The organism is Paenibacillus sp. FSL k6-2145 (genome assembly GCF_037976585.1).
Lineage (GTDB): Bacteria > Bacillota > Bacilli > Paenibacillales > Paenibacillaceae > Paenibacillus.
The window spans coordinates 2,506,544-2,525,872 of sequence record NZ_CP150267.1; the positions used below are offsets into that span (position 1 = coordinate 2,506,544).

The following is a 19,329-nucleotide window of genomic DNA, read 5'->3' on the forward strand; positions in this document are numbered from 1 at the left end:
TGGCAGGCCCAATCTACAGGGGAGGTGCTTTTCCTTACTGCCACGTGTATAGGTGGATGGCGTTTGAAGGCCGAACGATCACAAAGGGGTAGCATGGTTAGGCAATGAAAGAATCGGATGATGACATGCTAAGGAGATGAAGGGATGAAAAAGAAGGGTCTGGTATGGGCAATGTTGTTGATGATGGTCTGGGTTACAGCTTGTGGGAATAGCGGAGGTGCTGCTTCGGATGACCCGAATGCCGATGATACGGTAACGGTATGGACCTATCCTGTACATGGCACATATGAAGATGAACTGAAGGATCTAATCTCTGATTTCAATAAAGAACACCCGAACATTACCGTGAAGACGGAAATGCTCTCCTGGGCGGAAGGGCCCAAAAAATTCGATGTCGCTCTGAACGCAGGTAACCCGCCGGATCTTTATTTTCATAGCGTAGACGGCACATATGTGAATACGGGATTGGCACTTGAGCTGGACAGCTACCTGACACCTGAGATCAAGGACGACTACCTGCCAGGTACGCTGGATTTAGGCCAGATTCAGGGGAAACAGTACGGACTGCCGTTGTATCAATTCCAATGGGCTTGGGGTGGTAACAAACGTATTCTGGAGGAAGCGGGCATTGATTGGAAGTCCATTCAGCAAAATGGCTGGACCTGGTCCGAATTCAACGATGCTGCTGCCAAGCTGACCAAAACGTTGGATGGCGGGGCCAAGCAATATGCACTGGTTACCGACGGAACCTCGCTTGACTTCATTGAAATGCTGTCTCGTAACAACGGGATGATCGATGTTCTTGATAAAGACGGCACGTTCCAATGGAATGATGGTCGCATTCTGGATACTCTCTCTTTTATCAAAAACCTGATGGATCAAGGGTATATGCCGAAGGAAACGGCGGCTCTCGCTCCAGCGAAACGGACGGATATGTTCTACGCGGGGGAAACGGCGATTATCTCCAAAGCGATTCCTTATTATGATGTGATGATTCAGAACCGCAACAAGGACATCGATGATGGCAAGGTGCAAGGAGAGAAGATTGATTTTGTCCTGTTGCCTGTACCACATAATGATGATCAACCTGCGGCCACAACGATGGGCGGCGAAGGGTATGTAGCCTTCAAACAGAAGAAGGACAAAGGCGAACAGCATGCCAAAAATACGTTCCTTGTGATGGAGGCGCTTAGTGGTGCCAAAGCAGGGAACTCGGCCAATGAACTGGCACTTCCATTCGTAAGACAGTCCCAAGTGGAACTGTTTAAAGGAAAAGAACTTGGTCAACCGGATAATCTGGCTGCTGCAAAAGTCATGGCAGAGAATATCGCGATGCCGGTTGTACTGGAACTGGATATCGACAAAGCATCCCAGCAAAAACAATTCAAGGAACAGGTTGTGAAGCCAAACATCCAGGCGCTGTTCTCGGGAGAAAAATCACCAGAGCAGATCGCAGAAGACTTCAAGAGCAAAGGCCAGCAGATGTTTGGACAGTAACTCAGACAATCAAACATAACGTAAAACCACACTGATTAGGAGAGGAGGATTCGCCATGCAGACCGCCCTTGCGCCAAAACCGTCCGTGCCTCGGACTTCCCGGGTTGCCCGGTTTTGGCGAGACTACGGGTGGGCGTATTTGTTTATTTTGGCGCCTGTCCTGCTGTTTCTCATTTTCACACTGTATCCTGTTCTGACGGCTCTTGTGATGAGCTTCCAGAAATACAACATTATGAACTCAACGTGGGTTGGATTGGATAACTACGAGCGTTTAGTGAAGGATGAGACGTTCTGGAAGTCGATTAAAAATACAGTGATCTTCACCTTGGGCACAGTCCCGGTCAATATTCTCATTACATTTGTACTGTCTTATTTCATCTATCAAATGAAAACTAAATGGCAGACTTTTTTCAAAGCTACCATGTATCTGCCTGCGGTAGCCTCCGGGGTAACCATCTCCATTGTATGGCTGGCAATCTTTGATCCTACCGATTCGGGGCTGCTCAACCGTTTTCTCGGCTTGTTTGGCCTTGATCCGGTGATCTGGTTGGGCCAGTCGGGAACGGCACTTTTTTCCCTCATTCTGATGAACTGGCTTGGATCACACGGAGCGGGCATTATTCTGTATCTGGCAGCCATGGGCGGTATTCCGAAATCGCTGTATGAAGCGGCGGATATTGATCATGCCAGCGGCTGGACCCAGTTCAGCAAGATTACATGGCCGCTGCTCAAACCAACGACGCTGTATCTGCTCGTCACGGGTGTTATTACATCCTTCCAAGTGTTTATCTCGGTATATCTGATGACACAAGGTGGACCAAACTTTGCGACAACTACAATCGCTTATCTGATCTACGAGACAGCATTTAAGTTCTATGAATTCGGATTGGCTTCGGCACAGTCGTTCGTATTGGCAATTATCATCATTGTCATCTCCGTCATTCAGTTCAAATATTTCTCCAGCGATATTGAGTATTAGAGGTAGTTCAAAACACGTGCTATTAGAGCACATTGCATTAAGCATCCGGGGGTGAATGAAATCCATGAAATCAACACAGAAAAAGATCCTGCTCGTTGTTGCATCCATTCTGCTGGTGGTCTGGGCACTGGTGACGGTCATTCCGATGTATTGGATGCTCGTTGGTTCGGTGCAGGATAGCGCGATGTCGGCTTCGTTTAAACCACAGATGATTCCAGAGCAGCTGTCGTTATCACCATATGAGCGCTTTTTTGCCAAAACCGATGCCTGGCGCTGGTTATACAACTCGCTGCTCATCTCGATCATTCTGACCGTTACAAATGTATTCTTCGCCTCCCTGGCGGGATATGCGTTCGCCAAACTGAAGTTTCCGGGTAGTCAGGCGGTATTCTGGACGTTGCTTGGGACAATGATGATCCCGGCACAGGTGACGCTGATTCCTTTGTACATTCTGATGGTCAACGTGTTTGACCTGGGGGATACGTATACGGCCATTATTCTGCCTGCTGCCGTTAGCGTAGGGAACATATTCTTGATGAAACAGTTTATGTCCACGCTGCCCACATCGCTGATCCATGCGGCACGTATCGATGCATGCAGTGAGTTCGGTATCTTCTGGAAAGTCATTCTGCCGATGGCAAAGCCGGGAATCGCGGTGCTGGCGATATTCACGTTTGTGGCTTCGTGGAACGAATTCTTCTGGCCGTTCCTCATTACCAATTCCAACGAGATGCGTACCATTCAGGTGGGGTTGGCCTCGTTTGTATTTGCCGAATCAACGGACTTCGGCGCAATGATGGCAGGGGCAACAATAGGTGCGCTGCCAATGATTATTCTGTTTTTCTCACTGCAACGTTACTTCCTGCAGGGCATTACGATCGGTGCGGTTAAAGGTTAACTGTTAGTTCAGGACAAGCGACAATGTAAAGGGGGATCTACCTATGGCACGCGTGGAGTTTCGCCAAGTGCGCAAAGAATTCAAAGACGATCATAAAGGAACGTTCACGGCTGTGGCCGGCTCGGACTTTGTTATAGAGGATAAGGAATTCGTAGTGTTTGTGGGTCCTTCGGGCTGTGGCAAGACAACGTCACTGCGGATGATTGCCGGACTTGAAAAACAAACGAGCGGTGATATTGTGATCGGTGACCGGCTTGTTAACGATCTGCATCCGAAGGATCGGGATATCGCGATGGTGTTTCAGGATTATGCACTTTATCCGCATATGACCATCCGTGAGAATCTTTCCTTTGGCCTGAAAAATCTGAAAAAGCCAAAGTCCTATATTGATGAACAGGTGCAGAATGCGGCCTCCATTCTTGGACTGGAAGCGATGCTGGAGCGCAAACCACGCGAGCTGTCTGGTGGTCAGCGCCAGCGTGTTGCGGTGGGCCGGGCGATCGTCCGCGACCCGCAGGTGTTTTTATTCGACGAACCACTGTCCAATCTGGATGCCAAGTTGCGGGTGCAGATGCGGGTGGAGTTGGGAGAGCTGCATAAACGTCTCGGTGCCACGATTGTGTACGTGACGCATGACCAGGTAGAAGCCATGACACTTGGGGAACGTATCGTGGTCATGAATCATGGAGATATCCAGCAGGTGGCTTCACCAAAAGAGCTGTATGCGAGTCCGCGAAATATGTTTGTTGCCGGATTTATTGGTTCCCCGGCGATGAACTTCATTGATGCACGGATTGAAGGCACGCAGGTTGTCATCGAGGGAGCATCATTCACCTTGCCAGCAGATGTACTTGCTCGTCTTCAGAGTCATCAAGGCAAGCCGGTGATTATGGGTCTGCGTCCAGAACATATTTTTGGTGATGATGTCGCTCCGAACATCCCGACAGACCATATGCTGCAGGCGCGAGTTCAGGTTGTAGAGCATCTGGGCTCCGAGAATTTGGTGTATTTCCATTCCGGTGCCCGTACTGTTACGGCCAAGGTTCACCCGGAAACACATGCTTATGTAGGAATGGATAAAAAGTTTGTGCTGGACTTACGTAAGGCACACTTTTTCGATCCAGAAACGGAGCTTGCGATTGGACGGGAGTAAAAGACGAGGCCTGGTGAAGAAGGAACGGTGAGAAAGGGGAGGGTGAAGATGCGTAAGTTGAGTGAAGTGTTGATCAAGTCGGGTGCAGAAATCTATCGGGATATTATTCCGGTGGCCTTGTACAGTGTCGTTAGCTCCATCGTATTGGTTCCCATTCTGATGTTTGCTCCGTTGCCGATCGCGGTGCTGCTTCTGGCCTTGATATATATGCCCATCCTGTTCGGTGTTTGTTATGCCGTGCATCACAGATTGGAACGTAAGGAACGGCGCAATGGACTTAAGGATATCTGTGTCGGAACATTGAAGGGAATAATCCCGGGAGGATCGTTGGGTGTGCTTTTCGCGGTGCTTGGCTTCATTCTATGGTCAACCTGGTGGTATTACGGTGGACAGGGTGGAATTACAGGTACAGCAGTGGGTGTATTCCAGACGTTCTTTGTTCTCATGGCGCTGATGTCACAGTTCTATACCTGGCAGCTTGTTTTACAAAAAAACATGGGCATCGTTCAAGCGATGGGGGAAAGTGTAAAGCTGTTCTTCCGTCACCCGGGGTACACGATGGGCGCTTGTTTTCAGGCCATGTGCCTGAGTGCGCTGCTGATGCTGACTGTCGTTGGTTTCGGAGCGCTGTTTGGAGGTATGTTTGCCATCTATCAGCATAAGGTTGCTCTTAATGTGCTGGAGCCTGAAGAAGAGCCTGTCGTAACAGGCGGTAATGATCACCAGCATACAGGCTGGATAAGCCAGGGGAATGTGTGATGGGTCAGTTGAATGAGACCGAGCAGATCCCGGCTGTAAAAACGGGAGTTGATCTTCTGTCCAGAGGATTATCGCATCCATGGATAACGGGTAATCGAATCGGTCTAATTACAAACCCGACTGGTATTACAGCGGATTTTGTATCGACAATAGATGTGTGTGCCGGACTGGCTAATACCGAGCTTACAGCGCTCTATGCCTGTGAGCACGGACTGGATGGAGAGCTTCAGGCGGGTGTCAGATTCGGAGACATGCTCCATCCACGTCTGGACATTCCGGTGTTCAGCCTGTATGGAGATTACAAGAGACCTACGCCTGCAATGCTGGTTGGAGTCGATACGGTGCTATTCGACATTCAGGATGTGGGTATCCGTTATTACACGTATGCCTCAACCTTGTTCCATATGATGGATGCTTGTGCTGGAGCAGGCAAACGTATGCTGATTCTAGACCGTCCCAATCCGCTGGGAGGAAACGTTGTGGAAGGCGGTGTGCTGAACGCGGGGTATGAATCACTCGTTGGCGCTTGGCGTGTACCTGTACGTACCGGATTGACGGTAGGTGAACTCGCCCTGATGGTCAACAGCGAGATGGACGTACCTTGCGAATTGGACGTGGTTGCCATGGAAGGATGGCAGCGCTCCATGGAGTTTGCGGATTGTGGGCTTCCCTGGATGCTACCCTCTCCTAATATGCCCACGCTGGAAAGTGTGCGGGTATATGCGGGTACATGCCTGCTCGAAGGCACTAATGTATCGGAGGGCAGGGGCACGACCCGCCCATTCGAGTGGATTGGGGCACCCTGGGTTGAGGGTGAACGTTTGGCGGAACGATTTCGGGAATACAAGCTGGAAGGTGTGCATGTGCATCCAGTGTACATGTCCCCAACATTCTCCAAACATGCAGGTGAGCTGTGTGGTGGTGTAAGGATTTTTGTAACGGACAGCAGGAAATTCCGAGCGGTAGAGACAGGGTTGGTGCTTTTGCATGAACTGGTGTCACTCTATCCGGAGCAATTCTGCTGGCTGGAGCCACCAGAGCCGGGTTCAAGATACTTTATCGACCTGCTGGCAGGGGGGAAGGAAGTCAGGGAAACGATCTATGACCGGGCGGGCTTCGTTCGTTTAATCGAAGAGTGGAATGTACAAGCAGCGGAATGGAAGGAGCGGCGAAAGCCGTTTTTGTTATATGAATGAATGGATGTTTGTTATCGGGGGGAGGCATGAAATGAGTGGGCCAAAAGATTTATACCATTCGAGGCTGAAACAGATGACCTTGCGTGAGAAAGTCGGGCAAATGCTGCTTTGTGGCTTTCATGGAACCGAAGCTGCTGGCGATGTGGAACCCTTTCTCCGAAAGTATCCCATCGGTGGCGTAATCTATTTTGCGCGCAACGTTGAGTCGCCAGAGCAGGTAGAGCGGTTATCGTTAGGGCTACAACAGATTGCCAAAAGCAGCGGTAATGTGCCGCTCTGGATATCCATTGATCAGGAGGGCGGCATGGTTGCCCGAATTACCGAAGGAATCGCTCTGATGCCTGGACAAATGGCCATTGCTGCTGCCGGTTCCATTGACGATGCATATCAGGCGGCATATATCAGTGGGTTGGAGCTGAAATCCATGGGCATTAACATGAACTTTGCTCCGGTATTGGATGTGAACAATAACGCGGCCAATCCGGTCATCGGTGTACGATCATTCGGCGAATCACCACAATCTGTTGCAGAATATGGGGCCAGAACCATTGCGGGAATACAGGACGCTGGGATTGCAGCGACAGCCAAGCATTTCCCGGGGCATGGGGATACGGATACCGATTCTCATCTGGACCTGCCGATCATCACTCATGATCGTGATCGGGTAGAGCGCCTGGAATTGATTCCATTCCGAGCCGCCATCGCCGAAGGTGTCGATGCCATGATGTCGGCGCATATTTATTTCCCTGCACTGGAACCAGAGCGTCTGCCCGTAACGCTATCACAAACCGTATTAAGTGGTCTGCTTCGCCAGGAACTGGGTTATGAGGGCATGATCGTGACAGATTGCATGGAGATGGATGCTATTGCCGTGAACTATGGCACTGTCGATGCAGCCGTAATGGCGGTAGAGGCCGGGGCAGATCTGGTGTTAATTAGCCATACGGCTAAGCTTCAGGCAGAGGCATTTGAAGCGTTGTTAGCAGCTGTGAGGAGCGGGCGGATTAGCGAGAGACGTATTGATGAGTCGGTGAATCGCTTGTTGATGTACAAGGCGAAGCGTGGTTTGCTGGAGAGTGGAATGGGCGGTGCAGGTGATGATGAAGTGAATATTGTAGTATCGAATGCATCATTGTCAAAGGCATCAAACACTCCTGCTCTATCCAGTTGGTCGGAGCGCAACAATTCTTTACACCAAGAGGTTGCCCGCCGTATTAGCGAGAATAGTATCACACTGGTGCGCGATCAGCTGAATATGCTGCCTTTGAAGCCGGAACGCACGCTGGTCATAACGGTTGCCACGTCCATGACGACAATTGCAGACGAACAGCTGACTCAGACATTCACCTTGGGCTCAGCCTTATCCATGTATGGTCTTGATGTTGTCGATCTGACGGTCACACCCGAGGAAGTCGCCATTCGTTCCGCACGTCTGCTTCAGGCAGCGGAAGCAGATGACATTCGGCAGATTGTGGTGGGAACTTACAATGCGGGAAGCCCCTCCGGCGATCCACAGTGCAGGCTGATTGGTTGGATACAGCAATTGGGCAAACCACTGGCTATTGTGGCACTGCGAAGCCCCTATGATCTGCTGGCGCTTCCGGATGCCCAGGTCTATGTAGCGGCTTACGAGAGCCGGCCACTTGTCATGGATAGCGTCGCTCAGGCGCTGATGGGGCGCATTCCTTTTGCGGGGAAACTTCCTGTAACATTAAAGCAGACAGATGATGAAAGAGCGGATGTCTCCTAGGCAGTGATAAGAATATGAGTTAATCTGCCTTTTGCAGGATGAAGAAGAGCTGGATTGTGGGCTGAGCTTATACGGAAGTGTGAGTCGTTAAAATGAAAACATATACAGAGCAAAGAGACGATCCTTTAAAGGACCGTCTCTTTGCTCTGTATAAACGATTAATTATGGATTATTGCAATTGCAGTGCTGCTGCTGTTTTGGCCTCAACTTCATCCAAAAGTGAAGTCATGTCCATACCTGCATGGTTGCCGAGCAGGATAATCGTGATATCATCGGACAGATTACGTGAAAAGGCTGTGGCAAACCCGCCACCACTACCGTTATGGAAGACGGTACGGTTTGCGCCATTCTCTTTGAGAATCCAGGCGTAGCCATAGTTTTTATCAGAATAAGGCTCATACATCTGTTCAATCGTATCCTGGCTTAGAATCTTGTCTGTATAGAGCGCACGATCCCATTTCAGCATATCGTCCACCGTGGAATAGATGGTTCCTGAACCGGATTGAGACACATAGTAAGGCGCAGTTACCCATGCGTTATTTTCTTGAACAAAACCACTAATCGTATGCACTTTACGGGAGGCCTCTCCCGAATTTTTCATACCAAGTGGTTTCAGTATCGTCTGTTGCACGTAGTCGGCATAACTCATGCCAGATACCTGTTCAACGACGTATGCGAGCAAAACATAACCGCTGTTGCTGTACAGATAGGCACTCCCCGGTTCGAATTTCAGCGTTTTGTGACGAATCTCTTCTACAGTCTCTTCCATAGAAGTTCCTTCACCCCGACCAAATGCGGATGGCAGACCTGAAGTCTGGGATAACAGCATATGCAGCGTGATCTGATCTCCCTTTGGTATACCAGAGATATACTTGGAGATTGGATCTTGCACATTAATCTTACCATCCTCAACCAGACTCAGAATGGACGCGGCCGTGAAGGATTTGCTCAGCGATGCGATTCGGGTCTTCTGATCCGGGCGATTCAGCGTCTGTTCATCGGCAAGTCCGTAGCCTTGTCTTAGCAGAACTTCACCATCACGCGCGATCAGAGCCATACCTGGATAGTTGATCTCGCGCAGATACGTATCAACGCTGGCAACCTCGCTGTTCAGTAGGCTGACTTGATCAGTGACCATATTTACACTCATCTGCCCCGTGGCTGTGCGTTGGACCTTGATGTCTGCCTTGATTGCATTAGCCATAGCCCGGACAGGTACCATCAACGTACCGTTAACGGTACGTGAATTCACACCTGTAGCCAGATCGACCTTGTTTACCTTAATGGAATTACTACCAGCCTGATGGATCAGCTTGTCTCTGCCAACGGTAATGGTAGCCGTCTTGGTGCGATTATCCCATTTCAACGTGCCTTTAACCGATGTGACCACATCCCGCAGTGGGACAAACGTTGAGCCTTTGAATATAAGTGGTGCGTTCTTCCAGGATTGTTGCTCACCATTCACTTCAATGTGAACTGCTTGCGTCGCCTGCGCTGCGGATGCCGTAATACCAGCTTGTCCCAGAATCGGGCCTGCGCACAGGATGAGCGCTAACAGAATGCGGAACATGGATGAATATACCGTGGAAATACGTTGTCTTTCATTTAACTTGCGTAAGATTTGAATCCTCTCCTTCCAATCGTTTCATGAATAGCCAGCTTATGAGCATTGTAAACGATCTCGCGTAGAGGGTCAAAATGATTAAGCGGATATAATCCATATCATCTGATCAGATCATTTAAATTAAATTTGTACTAATTTAGTATCTATACATAATATTTTTACAGCGATTGTCCGATAAAAGGATGGGTGAAGATTATGATGGGGGATAGTTAAAATGAAGAAAAGGATTCGAAATTGGTTTACTTTAACCGTAAAAAAACGCCTGATTGCTGCATTGCTCCTGTTCCTGATAGTACCGAGCATTACCGTGGGATGGTTGTCTTATCAAAAAGCTGCTGACCAGGTTAAAATGGAGATTATTCGTTCCGCACAGGCCAAAACAGAAATGCTTAGTCTGCAGATAAATCAAATGCTCGATATGGAGAAGGATAACGCAGCGCAGATGGCTGCGGGTATTACTTCAAACGATATTATTAATAAATCCCCTGCGCTGCAAAGGCAGATGGATCGGATGTCTCAGAATCATAAGGAACTGGGTGTACTTACCGCAGGTGCCGAAGATGGTAGCTGGATGAAGTCCCCTGAATCCGAGGAACAGAATTATGATCCTCGAGAACGTTCATGGTATACGATGGGTATGTCCCAGGATGAACCGGTAATCTCGGATACGTTCCAGTCGGCTTCGACGGGCGAATGGGTTGTGACCGCAGCGGTCAAGCTGGCTGACGGCAAAGGGGTATTCGGAGCCAATGTCAGTCTCAATCATCTGAAAGAATCCGTTGATCAGATACGTATTGGTAAAGAAGGAAAACTGTACATGCTGGATAACGGGGGTAAATTCCTGTTCCACTACAATATTGAATCCGGTACACAGTCGGATGAAAGCTACATTAATGAGATGTATACGAAGGAAAGCGGAACGGTGAAGTATACATATGATGGTCACGAAGTGGAAGCTGTGTATTTCACGAATCCGGTGACAGGTTGGAAAATTGTTGGTGAGATGGTTCCTTCTGAAGCAAGTGAAGCCGTAAGACCTATTTTGATCCGTTCAATTACAATTGTGGCATCTGCATTGGTTATTGGGTTGATTCTGCTTATTTTCATTATCCGCAGCATACACCGGCCATTGCTGCAACTAACTCAGGCAGCATCCAAAGTAAGCGCAGGAGATCTCACCGTTCGGGTAGGTTTGCAGCGCCGGGATGAGTTCGGACAACTTGGGGAAAGCTTCGATACGATGACGACATCACTGCGCAATGTTCTTGGAGAGGTACATGATACGTCCAGCCAGCTGGCCGCATCTTCTGAAGAGCTGATGGCAAGTTCTGAGCAGACATCCAAAGCCACAGAACAGGTGGCCGAACTGATGCAGGATGCAGCTGCAGGAACGACTTTGCAGAACAATAGTCTTGCTGCTACAGGTCAACTCGTGGGCGAAATGTCCATTGGAGTCAAAGAGATCTCATCAAGTGCTGAAGACACCGCTCGTATCGCTCTGGATGCTTCCACCAAGTCGGAAGCGGGTATGGTTACAGTGGAAGAAGCGGTTACCCATATTCAGCAAGTGAATGACGAGAGCAAAGCCATGTCTGTGGTCATTGAGGATCTGCGCGCCAAAAATGAAGAGATTCTTGTGATTGTGGCCGAGATTACAGCCATTGCCAAGCAGACCAACATTCTTGCTTTGAATGCGTCCATTGAAGCTTCAAGAGCTGGCGAACAAGGGCGTGGATTCGCGGTTGTAGCCAACGAAGTGAAGACACTGGCTCACAGTTCAGGCGCTTCAGCCGAGCGGATTAATGAGCTTATGCATGAGATGCAGGAGAAAACCAATGCGGTGCAATCGACTTTTGCCCGTACGGGAGAAGGTATGGTGAAGAGTTCGCAGATGGTTACAGAAGCGGGCGAAGCGTTCCATAACATCCGTACTGCGGTTCAGTTGGTGGCTGCACAAGCTGGAGAAGTATCTGCGGCTTCCCGTCAAATTGATGGTGGCATGAGTCATGTCAACAAGGCAGTAAGTGATACCATGGTTCTGTCGGACAGAATTGCCTCTGGAACGGAAGATGGATCAGCGGCGGCTCAAGAGCAGTTGGCTACAATGGAAGAGGTTGCAGCTTCTTCGGCAGCGTTGTCACGTATGGCTGAAGATCTGCAAAGCATGATTGAACGGTTTAAGTTGTAACAGGGATTGATATGAGACTGCAGGGTTGCGACCTTGCGGTCTTTTTTCTGTTGAACAAGGGGTATCCATTATGTCTTCAAACACAGCATCCTTTTCCGTTATATTGACATATAATAAACAAAATTATATTATGTCTATATATAAACAAACAAAATTATAAAATAATTAATTAGTATACAGTTGGATGACCATACAATGATAAAAAGGAGCTTTTACATGAAATCATCGGAATCCTGGTTGCAAACAGCTTCATTGGAAGAGATCAAGCGTGGTTATATGGAGGAGGGTCTCGCCTATATATGTGTCTGCTGCGGTTACAGGACGGAAGCGGGGATTATCTACCCTGAAGAAGGAGTGCTCTATGAGGCAGCCCGTTATATGCGAGTGCATATTGAGAAGGTTCATGGATCGGTATTTGAGTATTTGCTGGAGCTGGATAAAAGCGTAACCGGATTGTCTGATGTCCAGCGTGGATTGCTGGCCCAGTTTTATGAAGGAAAGAAGGATGCTGAAGTACAGAAGGCCCTTGGTATCGGGAGTGCCTCCACGATCCGTAATCATCGGTTTGTATTAAAGGAGAAGGAACGACAGGCCAAGATATTCTTGGCATTAATGGAACTGCTCAAAAGCAAGGATACCCAGGCTCCAGCCGAATGGGTGTCACCGGTGACAAGACATGGACATACGATCCATCCGAACTCATTTGATATTACAGAACAGGATCGGGAAAAGGTGCTAAACAAGTATTTTCCAGAGGGTAACGGAGGTCCGCTGACGACGTTTCATATGCAGCAAAAGCATAAATATATCGTGCTCACCGAAATTGCCAAACGATTCGAGACAGAGCGCAAATATTCCGAGAAACAGGTCAATGAGCTGTTGAAGGAAGTTAATGATGATTACGTGGAAATACGGAGGTATCTCGTCGACTATGGTTTGCTGGAACGTGAGCCAGACGGCAGTCAGTATTGGCTGGGAAGCCACGCAGATCAACAGAGCGCCGAAGTTGGAAAACAGGAGCGCAAAGAAAAGGGGGAGCAGGAGAAGATGAATCGTCGCAAAGAATTGCAGGAACAGGCTAAAGAAGTTAAAACGGAAGCGGGCGTCTACCAGATTCGGAATGAACGTAACGGCAAAGTTTATATCGACAGCACACTGAACCTGAAAACCATTAACGGACAACGTTTTATGTTACAGATGGGTAGCCATCTGAATCGAAGATTGCAGGCTGAATGGAATGAATATGGAGAGACTGCGTTTGTGATCGAGGTGCTGGAGACATTGAAACAAGACGATAACCCGTATTACGATTCCAAAGATGCACTCGCCAAATGTCTGAACCGCTGGTTTGAACAGTTAGAGCCCTATGGAGATCAAGGATATCACGGAGATAAAAAGCAATCGGTTTAACTCCGTTATTCCGGACCAAACCCCTCTTATTCAAGCGAATGCATAGAATTGCTTAATTTTCTCAGGCTTCAGGGATCATCATGAGTTCGAATAATTCTATTGTGCAGTTGGGCAGCTGTAGAGGCTGTAATCGGAGGTATTGTTGTAGAAAGCATCTCGCTAGCATCCGTTGGTTTGCTTGGTGGAGCTTTGGTTGCCATTGGACTGATCCCGGCTATTATTTCATTGTCCCTGCGTCGCCGATCTGCAGCTGCGGAACGAAATGGAGCGTAAAGTACCTTCTTTCTCAGAAATGAAAATACCGCCTGAGCGTTGTTGAATAACGCTCAGGCGGTATTTTCATACTCATGGAGAACATTGCATTGCGTTTTTTTAAGTGCAGCATACCGTGATAGTTCATTCAGACGCCCCAAATACAAGTTCACCCTATGGGAAGTCAGTTGTGCACCTCGAACGAATGACTACACGGTAATGTCTCCGCACCAGCGAGTGATTCCTTCATTTATGGTTTGCATTGGATTTGGATCGGATAGAGGAATCGCCCAGGCAATATGCCCATCCGGCCGAATAAGCGCCGTGTGGACGTCGTTCCAATCCGCGTCAGCCTCAGCCAAAGAGGCATGTACAACTTGAAGGTTGTTATACGATTCCCATTCATCGCTATTCTGTTCATTAGAATGGAAATGCAGCAGAAGAAAAGTACCTTTGTGTAGTAACGGATAGGCGTTGATCAATTGCCCGTCTTTCAGCTTTAAGCTTAGATCCTTAAAACGTTTCCCATTTAAAGGATGGGGAGGCGCTTCGGCGTCTGGAGCATAATGTACATCCATTGCGGAAACTTGTGCGGCGATTTGATAATTTGCCTCCGGTATTTGAATCAGTTTAGCTAACATGCTTCGAAGTTCCGTGATAGGGGGAGTCACGTCCAGAAGCAAGGTTTGGACCTCGGTATTCCGGAGCAAGGCCGTATTCCATGGAAAGCGTTCGGCATGATAACTGTTCAATAGCCAGTCCGGAGCCCAGCCTTTGATTGCTCCTGCAAGCTTCCAGCCTAAGTTCATCGCTTCTTGTAAGCCAACGTTCATTCCCTGTCCACCAGCGGGAAAATGAATGTGCGCCGAATCTCCCGCCAAGAACAATCGACCATTCCGATATCGTCCCGCTTGCCGCGTCGCATTTCCGAAACGGGACATCCATTTCACATCGTTCAATCCCAGGTCGCTTCCGGTCGTACGGATGAGCGATGAACGAAACTCTTCCAATGTAACGGGCTCATCCTTAGAGATGTTACTTCTCTCCATATCGATCATCAAGACCCGATACATATGATCATTGATCGGCATGATGCTGACCAATCCTTTTTCTGTAATCCGGGATATGACACTCATAGGAGCCAAATCAGATAGAATGGCATCCCCCAGAATTGCCGTGAAGGTCGCATCTGTACCTTCAAATGATATATTTGCATGCTTGCGAACCAAACTTCTGGCTCCGTCTGTACCTACCACATAAGCTGATCTTAACGTTGTTTCTCCATGAGGTCCTGCGATCTTAACGTCAACCCCATCCTCATCCTGGTGTACAGATAGAGCCTCAACCTCTCTCCAGACCTCTGCACCAAGGCTAAGCGCCCATTCCTCCAGCACCTTCTCCGTCTCACTCTGCGGTAAAAATAGAGTGTGATTGGAAGAAGAATCCAAAACGGTGAAATCCAAAGGAGTTTCTAATCCGGCGAAATGTCCTCTCGAAAGTAAGCGGCCTTGACTGATTAATTGTGATTTCACTCCACGCATATCTAATATTTCAAGAGTTCGAGGATGTACGGTAAGCGCGCGTGAATAAGGGGTTGTCTCTTTTAATCGCTCAATGACGCAGACCTTTACACCGGCTAATGCCAATTCCCCAGCCAGCATCATGCCGACAGGTCCGCCACCAATCAGGATGACTTCATATTTCATATCAAAACCCTCTTTTCTTATACATTATGGGAAAATCACGATAGCGTCTATTTCGATAAGCCATTCAGGATCGGCTAGTGCTTGAACGCCTATATACGTACTTGCTGTCTTCGGCCAGTTAGGGCCAAACACATGAAATCCTGCCTCAAAAATAATCGAAATCAATTCCGGGTTGTGGTTTACAACAAAAATATTCATTTTTACAATGTACAAGGGATCCGCTCGCACGGCTTCCAATGCATACTTAAGGTTGGTGAACACTTGAATCGCTTGCGCGTAATAGTCCCCTGAACCGACCAATATTCCTGTTTCATCTACAGAAACCTGACCTGAGATGAAAGCCAATTTGGAGGCAGTAGTCACCACGACATGAGAAATTACAGATGTAACCTTATCCGTCAAGGTCTTCGGATTTACGACTTCCATAGGCAGGTATGCTCCATTTCCATATTTTTTAAATTTCCTCTTGAAAAGTGGACAAGTATTTCCGTCAAACCTCCTTCATCAATTATTGTTTCGTTAGAACTTTTTTTATTGCCTGTTAAAACAAGTGTGATGAAAATTATATATAATTTTAGTTTCATACGAAACAATATAATTTTACTTAGTTTCTATTTACCATGTCAACCCCAATCCCAATATGGGTATGCCCATATGTTTCTCAGAGAACAATCTATGATATAATAAAACAAATAAGTCGAGGAGCCAGCATAATGATGGATACTGCCAGTAAAAACAAAACGGCCATTCATGAATTTTTCGTTCAGTTTCTTGAGCAAAAAGAGCAATATGAAACCCGAATAACTGCCTCATACCTGGAGGATATCCGGAAGCATATTGAATCAGAATTCAGCTTGAATATGACGGAACTGCACACCATTGCATGCATCGGAGAGCAGGAGCCGATCAATCTCACTTCCATCGCGGAGAGAATCAATTTAAGTAAAGGAAATACCTCCAAGATCGCAAATAAATTACTAAAGGCAGGTTGGGTGCGAAAATCCCAGTTCAACGACAACAAAAAGGAAGTGTATTTTCGGCTAACGCCTATCGGCAAAAAGCTATTTGCTGCTCATGATGAGCTTCATACGAAGGAAAAGCAAAGAATGTACGAATTTTTGGAAAGATATAACGAAAGCGAGCTCGAATTTATTAAACGGCTGTTTGGAGATATGGTGGACTTCTATCGGTAACGTACCCAATAAATTGTTGTACATAGGTTAGACATCAATAACAATTGGGGATACAGTTCAAGTGGGAGGCTGCTTATAATTAATTCATCGGGCGGTCTATTAAAGTGAAGAACTGACAGAAAACAAGACATGCACAAAGTATGCAGAAAACAAAGGAACCGAGGGCAAGAATATTACACGCTTAACCTCGTCCGCAAAATGCAATATTTTAGCGAAGTATTGATCTCAAGTTGAAACACGTTGGTGAACACATCGATGATGCTCATCAGGAAGAAGAAGCGTCCTTCGCCTTCGATCCAGCCATATTTCACGTCCTATCATTACCAAAATCCCCTCTGCCAACGTGATGGCAAAGGGGATTTTGATGTTACAGACTATTTATTAAATAAGTTGGACTAATCTTCTGTACGAAAGCAGCGATTGGAAGGTTATTCTGTCATCGTAGTGTTAGTGTAAACAATCTTTAGTTCAACGATTACAGCTTGAATTGTTCCACCAGCTTCTGCAGCTTGTGAGCCAGATGGGCAAGGGAATCAGCAGAGGATGATATCTCCTGCATGGAAGCAACTTGCTCCTCCGTAGCAGCAGAGATGTTCTCCGTTCCATCGGCATTGGTTTCCGATATGGCGTGGATCTGATCAATGGATTGCACCACTTCGGCTGTACTTGCAGACATCTGTTGTGAGGCGGCTGCAATGTTCTCAAGCTGATGATTAACGACCCCGACGGCCTCACTAATCTGGGCAAAAGCTTCATCTGCAAACTGAACGGCACGAATGCCGTTGCTTACATCCTGTTGCCCGATCTGTACACTGTGGTTGGCCATTGAAATCTCCTCTTGAATCGCTCCGACCATCTCTACAATCTTCTGGCCGGACAGGCTGGATTGTTCCGCGAGCTTGCGGACTTCGCTGGCAACTACGGAGAAGCCACGTCCATGCTCTCCTGCACGTGCTGCTTCTATAGAAGCATTGAGAGCAAGCAAATTGGTCTGTGCAGCGATATCTGTAATGACAGATACCATCTCACCAATGGATGTGGAATGCTGTTCAAGTCGTCCAGCAGTATCTGCCATACCTTGCACAAAGCGACTGACAGAACTCATCTCCGATACGGCCGTCTGCATGGTAGCATTCCCTTTATCCGCGAGCTCACTTGCTTGCATGGCAGCTTCGGATACTTGCTGTGTGCTATTCGTTACCTGTCCCACACCTCCAGCAAGCTCATTCATTTGCAGTGCCGTATGTTTCAGGCTGCTTGCTTGTTTCTCAAGTCCGGCTGCGGATTCTTCCGTGATCAGGGCGACTTGCTCTGTTGCTTTGGTTGTCTCCGATGAGTTGACTGCCAATTGTGTGGAAGAGGCGGTTAACTCGTCAGCCGTGTGTCGCACGTCCTGAATAACGGTTCGCAAGGATTCACTCATTTTATTGAAGCTGGTGCTCAGCTTGCCGAATTCATCCTGTCCTAATACAGCAACCTCGATGGTCAGATTACCATTACTAATTTCGTCAGATGCCTTCACCAAGCGGTTCAGTGGTTTGGTGATTGATTGCACAATCCAGAAAATAATGATGGAGCTTACCGCAATTGCAATCGCTACAACAATAAGTGTGGTGTATAGAATCGGACGGACAGAAGCCGTCACTTCCCCACTGTCGATGACACCAACCACGGTCCAACCCGTCGTTTCATTGGTGGAGAAAAAGGCGTGTTCCTGGTTTCCATTTAGTGTGTAGGTCAGACTTCCGTTTTTCTGTGCAAAAATATCTTTATAGGGTGCCATGGTTCCTTCGGTCCCTGGTTTTTCGGTAGGATGTACAATGATTTTATTGGCATTATCAATGATATAGATATAACCCTTCTCGCCAATCTTAGTGGAATTAACCGTCTTCGAGAGGGCTTCAAGCGACAGGCTGACAGAGACGACACCATGGCCATCCGCTGAGGTCTGAGCTACCGATGCAACAACATTGCCGGTATTACTTGATAAATAGGGGGTGATTACGGTAGGGACATCTTTGTTCTGCGTAGCAGCCTGATACCACGGGCGTTCGCGAGGGTCATATCCTTCTTTGTTCACCGCAGTTACAGGGGAGTTAATATACACGCCCTGATCGGTACCGATGGAGGCAAGTTCCACATCATCATGGGTTTCCTTATACGCGTCGAGCAAGGTACGGATGGTATCTGTCTCGTCACCCTGATTGGGTCCGACATTGCCTGCATCCAGCTGACTTGCCAGGAAATCAACATTTTTGCGTGTTGCACCAATGATCTGGTCAATGGTCTGGTTGAGCACAGTAACATTGCTAATTGCGTTTTCATACATTTTCTCTTCAACCTTGGCATCGGCTGTTTGAAACGAGATAATGCCCAGACTGATTGTGGGAATGAGTAGTACGATGGCAAATGACAAAATCAATTTCTCTCTCATCTGCAGCGTTCTTTTAGCCCCTTGTTTACGAATCTTCTTCATACACATTCCCCCTCTGTGTCATCCAACCATTTCCCTGGTGGATATATCCAATCTGGTAAAGTTTCCAACATTTCCAGAAGTTTCTGGTGCTATCGTATGACAAAATTCGAGTTTATTCAACATTATTTATGCGTTTTGCGAAAATATTTTTTCGATTTTGTAGGTATTTAGGATTACATCTGTTCTATAAAAATTAATCTGTCTCTCCCTTAGTGCAAATCTTGTGGTATATTTCTGAATTAATGTGA

At 47.6% G+C, this 19,329-nt stretch carries 15 protein-coding genes; 11 read left to right on the forward strand and 4 right to left on the reverse strand.

Going from position 1 to position 19,329, the window contains the following annotated elements; translation table 11 throughout:
• Window positions 1-144 precede the first annotated feature (144 nt).
• The 7 genes from NZ043_RS11200 (at window position 145) to nagZ (ending at window position 8,232) form a co-directional block, all read left to right on the forward strand.
• The gene (locus tag NZ043_RS11200; RefSeq protein WP_133386995.1) at window positions 145-1,497 is read left to right on the forward strand and encodes an extracellular solute-binding protein; all 1,353 of its coding nucleotides are present in this window, start codon (window positions 145-147) and stop codon (window positions 1,495-1,497) included.
• A 55-nt stretch (window positions 1,498-1,552) separates the two neighbouring features.
• Window positions 1,553-2,476, forward strand: a complete 924-nt coding sequence (locus NZ043_RS11205; protein ID WP_133386994.1) for a sugar ABC transporter permease — start codon at window positions 1,553-1,555, stop codon at window positions 2,474-2,476.
• A 64-nt stretch (window positions 2,477-2,540) separates the two neighbouring features.
• A complete protein-coding gene (locus NZ043_RS11210; RefSeq protein ID WP_017691096.1) occupies window positions 2,541-3,374 on the forward strand; it encodes a carbohydrate ABC transporter permease in 834 nt (277 codons plus the stop codon).
• Window positions 3,375-3,417: 43 nt separating this feature from the next.
• Window positions 3,418-4,527, forward strand: coding sequence for a sn-glycerol-3-phosphate ABC transporter ATP-binding protein UgpC (ugpC, locus tag NZ043_RS11215; RefSeq protein WP_091038031.1), 1,110 nt, complete (start codon window positions 3,418-3,420; stop codon window positions 4,525-4,527).
• Window positions 4,528-4,575: 48 nt separating this feature from the next.
• Window positions 4,576-5,286, forward strand: coding sequence for a hypothetical protein (locus tag NZ043_RS11220; RefSeq protein WP_339311805.1), 711 nt, complete (start codon window positions 4,576-4,578; stop codon window positions 5,284-5,286).
• Complete coding sequence (locus tag NZ043_RS11225) at window positions 5,286-6,482, forward strand: DUF1343 domain-containing protein (RefSeq protein ID WP_339311807.1); 1,197 nt, start codon at window positions 5,286-5,288, stop codon at window positions 6,480-6,482. Before NZ043_RS11220 ends, NZ043_RS11225 begins: the two co-directional genes overlap by 1 nt.
• Before the next feature lie 31 nt (window positions 6,483-6,513).
• Entirely contained in the window at window positions 6,514-8,232 is a 1,719-nt protein-coding gene (gene nagZ, locus NZ043_RS11230) for a beta-N-acetylhexosaminidase (RefSeq protein WP_339311809.1), read from the forward strand.
• Between the two features lie 169 nt (window positions 8,233-8,401).
• Here nagZ and NZ043_RS11235 read toward each other — a convergent pair whose 3' ends face one another.
• Window positions 8,402-9,802 carry a serine hydrolase gene (locus NZ043_RS11235; protein WP_339311811.1) on the reverse strand — a complete coding sequence of 467 codons (1,401 nt, stop codon included), beginning with the start codon at window positions 9,800-9,802 and terminating at the stop codon, window positions 8,402-8,404.
• 268 nt (window positions 9,803-10,070) lie between these two features.
• Here NZ043_RS11235 and NZ043_RS11240 point away from each other — a divergent pair, with 268 nt between their 5' ends.
• From NZ043_RS11240 to NZ043_RS11250, 3 genes are all read left to right on the forward strand, one after another.
• A complete protein-coding gene (locus NZ043_RS11240) occupies window positions 10,071-12,044 on the forward strand; it encodes a methyl-accepting chemotaxis protein (RefSeq protein WP_091038039.1) in 1,974 nt (657 codons plus the stop codon).
• Between the two features lie 216 nt (window positions 12,045-12,260).
• On the forward strand, window positions 12,261-13,454 hold the full coding sequence (locus NZ043_RS11245) for a DUF2087 domain-containing protein (protein ID WP_339311814.1): 1,194 nt from the start codon (window positions 12,261-12,263) through the stop codon (window positions 13,452-13,454).
• A gap of 99 nt (window positions 13,455-13,553) precedes the next feature.
• On the forward strand, window positions 13,554-13,727 hold the full coding sequence (locus tag NZ043_RS11250) for a hypothetical protein (protein WP_176873052.1): 174 nt from the start codon (window positions 13,554-13,556) through the stop codon (window positions 13,725-13,727).
• Between the two features lie 188 nt (window positions 13,728-13,915).
• On the opposite strand, the gene NZ043_RS11255 is transcribed toward NZ043_RS11250, so the two are convergent.
• Both NZ043_RS11255 and NZ043_RS11260 read right to left on the reverse strand, forming a co-directional pair.
• Window positions 13,916-15,412, reverse strand: coding sequence for a monooxygenase (locus tag NZ043_RS11255; protein WP_339311815.1), 1,497 nt, complete (start codon window positions 15,410-15,412; stop codon window positions 13,916-13,918).
• 24 nt (window positions 15,413-15,436) lie between these two features.
• Window positions 15,437-15,838 carry a RidA family protein gene (locus NZ043_RS11260; protein ID WP_339311817.1) on the reverse strand — a complete coding sequence of 134 codons (402 nt, stop codon included), beginning with the start codon at window positions 15,836-15,838 and terminating at the stop codon, window positions 15,437-15,439.
• Between the two features lie 287 nt (window positions 15,839-16,125).
• Here NZ043_RS11260 and NZ043_RS11265 point away from each other — a divergent pair, with 287 nt between their 5' ends.
• Window positions 16,126-16,605: a MarR family transcriptional regulator gene (locus tag NZ043_RS11265; protein WP_235193904.1), complete on the forward strand. Its 480-nt coding sequence runs from the start codon at window positions 16,126-16,128 to the stop codon at window positions 16,603-16,605.
• A gap of 475 nt (window positions 16,606-17,080) precedes the next feature.
• Here the strand turns inward: NZ043_RS11265 and NZ043_RS11270 are convergent, their stop codons facing one another.
• Complete coding sequence (locus tag NZ043_RS11270; protein ID WP_339311819.1) at window positions 17,081-19,081, reverse strand: methyl-accepting chemotaxis protein; 2,001 nt, start codon at window positions 19,079-19,081, stop codon at window positions 17,081-17,083.
• Between the last annotated feature and the right edge of the window lie 248 nt (window positions 19,082-19,329).

Bases quoted from the DNA above. Each gene is read 5' to 3' on its own strand.
- NZ043_RS11200 (WP_133386995.1), top strand. From the start codon at position 145: ATGAAAAAGAAGGGTCTGGTATGGGCAATGTTGTTGATGATGGTCTGG.
- NZ043_RS11205 (WP_133386994.1), top strand. From the start codon at position 1,553: ATGCAGACCGCCCTTGCGCCAAAACCGTCCGTGCCTCGGACTTCCCGG.
- NZ043_RS11210 (WP_017691096.1), top strand. From the start codon at position 2,541: ATGAAATCAACACAGAAAAAGATCCTGCTCGTTGTTGCATCCATTCTG.
- ugpC (WP_091038031.1), top strand. From the start codon at position 3,418: ATGGCACGCGTGGAGTTTCGCCAAGTGCGCAAAGAATTCAAAGACGAT.
- NZ043_RS11220 (WP_339311805.1), top strand. From the start codon at position 4,576: ATGCGTAAGTTGAGTGAAGTGTTGATCAAGTCGGGTGCAGAAATCTAT.
- NZ043_RS11225 (WP_339311807.1), top strand. From the start codon at position 5,286: ATGGGTCAGTTGAATGAGACCGAGCAGATCCCGGCTGTAAAAACGGGA.
- nagZ (WP_339311809.1), top strand. From the start codon at position 6,514: ATGAGTGGGCCAAAAGATTTATACCATTCGAGGCTGAAACAGATGACC.
- NZ043_RS11235 (WP_339311811.1), bottom strand. From the start codon at position 9,802: ATGTTCCGCATTCTGTTAGCGCTCATCCTGTGCGCAGGCCCGATTCTG.
- NZ043_RS11240 (WP_091038039.1), top strand. From the start codon at position 10,071: ATGAAGAAAAGGATTCGAAATTGGTTTACTTTAACCGTAAAAAAACGC.
- NZ043_RS11245 (WP_339311814.1), top strand. From the start codon at position 12,261: ATGAAATCATCGGAATCCTGGTTGCAAACAGCTTCATTGGAAGAGATC.
- NZ043_RS11255 (WP_339311815.1), bottom strand. From the start codon at position 15,412: ATGAAATATGAAGTCATCCTGATTGGTGGCGGACCTGTCGGCATGATG.
- NZ043_RS11260 (WP_339311817.1), bottom strand. From the start codon at position 15,838: ATGGAAGTCGTAAATCCGAAGACCTTGACGGATAAGGTTACATCTGTA.
- NZ043_RS11265 (WP_235193904.1), top strand. From the start codon at position 16,126: ATGATGGATACTGCCAGTAAAAACAAAACGGCCATTCATGAATTTTTC.
- NZ043_RS11270 (WP_339311819.1), bottom strand. From the start codon at position 19,081: ATGAAGAAGATTCGTAAACAAGGGGCTAAAAGAACGCTGCAGATGAGA.